Source organism: Streptomyces sp. NPDC090798 (assembly GCF_044768965.1).
Classification (GTDB): domain Bacteria; phylum Actinomycetota; class Actinomycetes; order Streptomycetales; family Streptomycetaceae; genus Streptomyces.
In genome coordinates, this window is record NZ_JBIVXA010000019.1 from 187,228 (window position 1) to 194,267 (window position 7,040).

General features: G+C 70.6%; 5 protein-coding genes. 3 read left to right on the plus strand and 2 right to left on the minus strand.

The annotated features are described in order from the left end of the window. Nucleotides 1-74 precede the first annotated feature (74 nt). Nucleotides 75-854, minus strand: a complete 780-nt coding sequence (locus ACIQTP_RS34070; protein WP_402051303.1) for a TetR/AcrR family transcriptional regulator — start codon at nucleotides 852-854, stop codon at nucleotides 75-77. 375 nt (nucleotides 855-1,229) lie between these two features. Between ACIQTP_RS34070 and ACIQTP_RS34075 the strand changes: the two genes are divergently transcribed. Beyond that, nucleotides 1,230-2,609: an NAD(P)/FAD-dependent oxidoreductase gene (locus ACIQTP_RS34075; RefSeq protein WP_403407255.1), complete on the plus strand. Its 1,380-nt coding sequence runs from the start codon at nucleotides 1,230-1,232 to the stop codon at nucleotides 2,607-2,609. Nucleotides 2,610-2,849: 240 nt separating this feature from the next. Then, a complete protein-coding gene (locus ACIQTP_RS34080; RefSeq protein ID WP_403407257.1) occupies nucleotides 2,850-4,505 on the plus strand; it encodes a SpoIIE family protein phosphatase in 1,656 nt (551 codons plus the stop codon). 169 nt (nucleotides 4,506-4,674) lie between these two features. Here ACIQTP_RS34080 and ACIQTP_RS34085 read toward each other — a convergent pair whose 3' ends face one another. Beyond that, entirely contained in the window at nucleotides 4,675-5,952 is a 1,278-nt protein-coding gene (locus tag ACIQTP_RS34085) for an MFS transporter (RefSeq protein WP_402051293.1), read from the minus strand. A gap of 144 nt (nucleotides 5,953-6,096) precedes the next feature. Here ACIQTP_RS34085 and ACIQTP_RS34090 point away from each other — a divergent pair, with 144 nt between their 5' ends. Then, a complete protein-coding gene (locus tag ACIQTP_RS34090; RefSeq protein WP_403407259.1) occupies nucleotides 6,097-6,657 on the plus strand; it encodes a MarR family winged helix-turn-helix transcriptional regulator in 561 nt (186 codons plus the stop codon). The last annotated feature ends 383 nt before the right edge of the window (nucleotides 6,658-7,040 follow it).

A 7,040-nucleotide genomic window follows, 5' to 3' on the forward strand; every position in this document is an offset into this window, starting at 1 on the left:
AAGGCAGTTGCGCTGTGGCCGGAATGTGCGGACCCCGGACTGCGCCACCTCGGACTCCGTCACCCCGACCACCATCACGCCGGCCGCGAGCGCAGCCCCTCCAGCAGGATGTCCAGCAGCCGGGCCGAGGCCGCGGCCTGCTGAGCGGCATCCGGCAGCGAGGGCGCCGCCGTGGCTATGACCAGCAGTACGTCCGCCACGGTCACGTCCGCCCGCAGCTCGCCCGCCGCGCGCGCCCGATCCACCAGCCGGCCCACCACGTCGAGCAGCGCGGCCGCACCGGCGTCGTCGGCCACCGCGGCCATGGCTTCTTCCTCGGGCGCCGACCGCTGCTCGACGAGCCGGAGCTCGGGGGCGAGCTGGGACCGCTGCTGCGGCACCCGCGCCTCGTCCGCCGAGGGCCCGTCCTCCGCGACGCCGACCCGCAGCACCTGCGGCGGCAGCAGCCGCCCGGCACCCGAGGCCACCGACGTACGCAGGAAGCGCGAGAGCGCCGACCACGGCTCGTCCTCCTGACCGAGCGCCGCGCGCGCCTGGTCGGTCAGCCGGGAGGTCTCCTCCTCGGCTATCCGACGGACCAGGACGTCCTTGCTCGGGAAGCGGCGGTACACCGTGCCGACGCCGACCCGGGCGCGCCGCGCCACGTCCTCCATCGGCGCGCCGTACCCCAGCTCGCCGAAGACCTCGCGCGCCGCGCGCAGTACGTGCTCCAGATTGCGCTGTGCGTCCACCCGTAGCGGCGTCGTCCGCGATCCGTCCACCGGACCGCGGCCATTGCCGCCAACCGCCGCGCCGACCGTGCCACCGGATGCGATGGCAGACGCGGAAGACCAACGAGAATCCTGAATGTGCATAAGCGTTCCCCCGGTAATGACGTCTCCCCCCGGAGACTCTCCCCGCCATTGGAAGCCGGAGCGTGCGGGAACAAGCGTGATTCACGAACCCGCCGTGCGGACTCGTCGAGCGCATCCCCCTACACCCCGTCGACACACGAACATAGTTGAGTGGGGGTCAATTCAGAAGGGGCAGGTTCCGCACGGAGCGCCCCCCGATCGGAGTACGGGTCGGGTACCTCCCGATTACGCCCCCTCCGAACCTCTCGATCACCCCCGCTGACCTGCGCACTCTTCCCGCACTCAGGCAAACCGGCCAACCCCTCGGGCCCCCGGCGGTCGGTCACACAAATTGTCGAGCCTGTGGACAAACTCAAGAGCGGGGTGCGTCATGGGATGGTGAAGGAACCTGTGCGCATTCTCATCGTCGGCGGCGGCTACGTCGGGATGTACACCGCCCTGCGCCTCCAGCGAAAGTTGAAGCCGGAACTGAACCGGGGCGAGGTCGAGATCACCGTCGTCTCCCCCGACCCCTATATGACTTATCAGCCGTTCCTTCCCGAGGCCGCCGCGGGCCTGATCTCGCCGCGCCACGTGGTGGTTCCGCTGCGCAGGGTCCTCGACCGGTGCCGGATCGTGGTCGGCGAGGCCCACAGCATCGACCACGCCAAGCGCACCGCGACGCTCAGCACGCTCGCCACCGCCGAGGAGGGCGCGGGCACGGAACAGATCACGTACGACGAACTCGTCCTCGCCCCCGGCTCGGTCGCCCGCACCCTCCCGATCCCCGGCCTCCTCGACTACGCCATCGGCTTCAAGACCATCGAGGAAGCCATCGGGCTGCGCAACCACGTCATCGAGCAGATGGACATCGCCTCCTCCACCCGGGACCCCGCGATCCGCGACGCCGCCCTGACCTTCGTCTTCGTGGGGGGCGGCTACGCGGGTGTGGAGGCGCTCGGCGAACTCGAGGACATGGCCCGCTACGCCGCCCGCTACTACCACAACGTCAACGCCGACGACATGAAGTGGATCCTCGTCGAGGCCTCGAACCGCATCCTCCCCGAGGTCGGCGAGGAGATGGGCAAGTACACGGTCACCCAGCTGCGCCGCCGCAACATCGACGTGCGCCTCGAGACCCGCCTCGACTCCTGCGCGGACCGGATCGCCGTCCTCAGCGACGGCGCCCGCTTCCCCACGCGGACGGTCGTGTGGACCGCCGGTGTGAAACCGCACCCGATCCTGGCCGCCACCGACCTCCCCCTCAACGAGCGCGGGCGCCTCAAGTGCACCGCCGAGCTGACCGTCGACGGCGCCCCACACGCGTGGGCAGCGGGAGACGCCGCCGCCGTCCCCGATGTCACCGTCGAGGAGCCCGGCAAGGAGACCGCGCCCAACGCCCAGCACGCGGTGCGCCAGGCCAGGGTCCTCGGCGACAACATCGCGCACGCCCTGCGCGAGGAGCCCCTGGAGACGTACTCCCACAAGTACGTCGGCTCGGTCGCGTCCCTCGGGCTGCACAAGGGTGTCGCGCACGTCTACGGGCGCAAGCTGAAGGGCTATCCTGCCTGGTTCATGCACCGCGTCTACCACCTGAGCAGGGTCCCGACCTTCAACCGCAAGGCCCGCGTGCTCGCCGAATGGACCTTGGCGGGGCTCTTCAAAAGGGAGATCGTGTCCCTCGGATCGCTCGAACATCCTCGAGCGGAGTTCGAACTCGCGGCCGGTGGAAAGCATCCGATCGACCCGAAGCTCGACCCGAAGGGGTCGTCCTGACCGGACCCAGGAACTCCACCGATCAGGCAGGCGTCTGACGGATGTCGGTCCGGTCGGCCAGACTGGTCCCGACCTTGGGCGGGCCGACGGTTCGCTCTTCGCACCCACAGGCTTCTTCCCCAGCGCCGCATTTCCCGGGTTCCGATCAGGGAGGCAGCGCTCCAGTGGCTCCGGCCGCGGGCCGGACCCCCGGCCGGATCCGGAGCTGACCGGAGACGACAATCACGAGGCAAGGATTCGGTGAACTTCACCCGCTGGAGCGCCCGGCTCCCCGGAACGCAGCGCCGCGCCGCGGCGCGAACCGAACACACGGCCTCCCCGGACCGTCGAGGCGAGGGCTCCGTGCCCGCGGCCCGCGCCGAGCACCTGACCGACGACGCGCCACCCGTGCCCGCCGTCGACGACCTGCCCGTGCGCGAGGTACTCGACCGCGTCCCGGCCCTCGTCGCCCTCGTGCACGGCCACGACCACCGCGTGGCGTACGTCAACGACGCCTACGTGGCGGCCTTCGGCGCCCGGCCCGTCGGCGAACCCGCCCGCGAGGCGCTGCCCGAGCTCGCGCAGATCGGCCTGCTCCCGCTCCTCGACCAGGTGCTGCGCAGCGCCAAGCCGCGCACGGTCAAGTCCCGCAAAGCACCCGGCGGCCGCTCGTACACCTTCACCTGCACGCCCGTCGACGCCACCCCGGACGGCCAGGACGGCGGCGTACTCGTCTTCGCCACCGACGTCACCGACCACGCCGAGGCCGCCGAGCGACTGCGCGCCAGCGAGCGCCGCCAGCGCGAGACCGCCGTCACCCTCCAGCGCTCCCTGCTCCCCCAGGAGCTGGAAGAACCCGACGACCTGCGCGTCGCCGCCACCTACCAGCCCGGCGGCACCGAGGCCGCGGTCGGCGGCGACTGGTACGACGTGATCACCCTCGGCGGCGGCCGCACCGCGCTCGTCATCGGCGACGTGATGGGCCGCGGAGTGCGCGCCGCGGCCGTCATGGGGCAACTGCGCACCGCCGTACGCGCGTACGCCCGACTCGACCTGCCCCCGCACGAGGTCCTGCAACTCCTCGACGGACTCGCCACGGAGATCGACGCCAACCAGATCGCCACCTGCGCGTACGCCGTCCACGACCCCAACGAGGGGCGACTCGTGTACGCCTCCGCGGGCCACCTCCCGATCCTCGTCCGCGACGAGCACGGCACCGTGATCCGCGCCGATGAACCCACCGGACCACCGCTCGGCACCGGCGGCTGGATGCACGCCTCGGGCTCGGTCCCGCTGGGGCCCGGCTCCACGGCCGTCCTCTACACCGACGGCCTGGTCGAGCGCCGTAACGAGGACCTCGACGAGGGGATCGCGTCCCTGGAACGCGCCCTCGCGGGGGCGACGGGCACGCCCCAGGTCGTCTGCGACCGCCTCGTCCGCTCCGCGGGCGTCACCGCCGACCACGACGACGACGTGGCCGTCCTCGTCCTCCAGCACCCCTCCCGTACGGGCCCCGACGGCGAGCTCTTCCGCAACGCGGCCCTGGAGCTGCTGGGCGGCGTGGAAGCGGCTCCACGCGCGCGTGCCTTCGCCTCCGGCGTGCTGACGAGTTGGCGTTTCCCGTCCGACCTTCATGATCTGGGCGTCCTCGCCACCAGCGAACTGGTCGCCAACTCCCTCCAGCACGGCACCCCGCCGATGCGCCTTCGGCTGCGCCGTACCGACCGCCGCCTCATCATCGAGGTCACCGACGGCGACGACCATCTGCCGCGTCGGCGTCGCGCCGAGCCCGCCGACGAGGCAGGCCGCGGTATCGCGATCGTCGCGACGATCGCTTCCGGTTGGGGGTCGCGGCGTACACCCGGGGGAGGGAAGGCGGTCTGGTGCGAGTTCGCCCTACCCCGTACCACCGGCTGACCCGCGGCTGCGGGGGTGTTCCTCGTCTGCGGGCGGGTGGGGGCCGGCCGCGCAGTTCCCCGCGCCCCCAAAGCCTTGGGGCGTCCGGCGTTCGAGGGCTCGCGCCCTGTCCACCCCGGCGCGCACGTCCTTCAGCCGGTCCGGCGTTCGAGGCCGAGGCCAACCTCCGTCAGGCGCTTGCCGGCACCGGCTCCGCGGGTGCCGCCCCACCCTGAGCCACCACCCGGCTCTTCGCCAGCCACGGCTGGTTCTGTACAGGGCTGAGCTGCCGCCCGAGCCGCAGCGCCAGGAACGTGATGCCAAGGGAGAAGAGCAGGAACGTCACGACGTACGGACCGTGCAGCGAGGCCCCCATCGGACCGCCCACCGCCGGACCGACGGCCAGCGCGAGCTGCTTAACCAGCGCGAAGGCGGAGTTGTACTGGCCGGCCAGTCCCGTCGGCGCGAGATCCGCGACCAGCGGCGCGACCGTCGGCGACAGCATCGCCTCGCCGAGTCCGAACAGCGCGTACGTGGAGACGAACGCCGCCGTGGCCATCGTCTGGCTGCCGTGTCCGAGCCCCGCGTATCCGGCGGTCAGCCACGCCACGGCCCAGATGAGGCCCACCGCCGCGATCACCCGAGACCGCTTCCGGCGCTCGACGAACTTCAGCACCGCGAACTGCGCCACCACGATCATCGCCGTGTTCGCCGCCATCGCCGTACCGAGCGCGGAGGTCGAGATCCCGGCGGCCTCGACGCCGTACGCGGACAGCCCCGACTCGAACTGCCCGTAGCAGGCGAAGAACAGCACGAAGCCCAGCACGGACAGCTGGACCATGGCCCGGTCGCCGAGCAGCCGCTTCCAGCTGCCGCCCTCGGCCTGCGGCGCGTCCCCCTTGATCCGCGGCGCGTGCGGCACCCGTACGGTCGCCATGATCACGACCAGTACCAGGAACATCGCCGCTTCGATCGCGAACAGCAGCGTGAACGAACTCGCGCGGGTCGTGTCGACGATGTGGCCGCCGATCAGGCCACCCACGCCGAGCCCGAGGTTCTGCAGGAAGAACTGCGTCGCGAAGGCGCGCGACCGCGTGTCGGCCGTCGAGCAGTCCACGATCATCGTCGCCAGCGCCGGCTGCATGACGGCTTGCCCCGCACCGAGCGCCGCCGCCGACAGCAGTACGGCCGTGGCGTTGCTCGCGAGCCCCAGGCTCAGCGCCCCGAAGGCGGCGGTGACCAGGGCGGTGAGCAGGACCGGCAGCGGGCCGCGCAGGACGATGGCCCGCCCGGCGAACGGCAGCACCACGAGAGCGGCCACGGCGAAGACGGCGAGCACGAGGCCCGCCGTCATGGAGCCGAGTCCCCGAACCTGCGCCACATAGACGTAGAGGAAGGGGACGGTAAAGCCGAGCCCGAACGCTCCGAGTGCGTTGCCCACGTGGATCCGGCGCATCGCCGCGCCCATCGCCCTGGTCACTTTCACCTGCCTTGGTCGTGAAGCTTCGGCGCGCATGGATGCAGGCCTGAAGACTTCGAAGCTAAAGTTAGATGTTGAACTGTACAGCTTGAAGGACTTCAATGCCAAGCGAGCTCGTGCGATACTTCGGACATGGGCGACACCCCCGGCGTCACCGCGCCGACAACCGAGCCGACACTCGACGAACAGATCGCCGCCTACCAGCGCGAGTTCCGGGATCTCGACCCCCAGGTCGAGAAGATCGTGTCGGCCCTCGGCCGCCTCAACCGCCGTATGCACGTCGCCTACGGCCGCCAGACCGCCACCCTGGGCATCAGCAACGCCGAGTGGGAGGTCCTCAAGGCCCTCGTCCTGTCCGGCGAGCCCTACCGGATGGGTCCCAGCGACCTCGCCAAGCGGCTGGGCCTGACCCCGGCCGCGATGACCCACCGGATCGACCGGATGGTCGCGGAGGGTCTGGTCACCCGGGAGCGCGACGAGTCGAACCGTGTCCGCGTGATCGTGGAGCTCACGGACGAGGGGCGCGAGAAGTGGCTGGAGGCCATGCGCCTCGCCACGGTCTTCGAGGAGGACCTCCTCCAGGACCTGTCCGCCGACGAGCGCGGTGTCCTCGGTGAGGTTCTGACGCGTCTTCTACGACGCGTGGAGCACGCCCAGCCGGACGCGGGCGGCCGGCTCAGCGACCTCGATTAAAAGATCTTGACAGGGGCGGTTGACATCACCCTGCTGGATCCGTAGGGTTCTTCGAGTTGCCACGGGGCCGTAACGGTTCTGCGGTAGCACCTCCGCCGCAGTAGCGGCACCCCAAACCACCAGCACGATCTCCCAAACGGGTGAATTCGGTGTGCCCGAATTCAATTTGATTGGGACACGGCGGTCCGATTAGGAACTGCCGAGAGGATCCGCTAAAGTTTGGGACGTCGGAACGGCCCAAGGGCTGGGAAGACAAGCCCCGCTGACTGGGAATCAGGCCCGAAAGGATCTGATAGAGTCGGAACCGCCGGAAAGGGAAACGCGAAAGCGGGAACCTGGAAAGCACCGAGGAAATCGGATCGCGAAACGGTCTGATAGAGTCG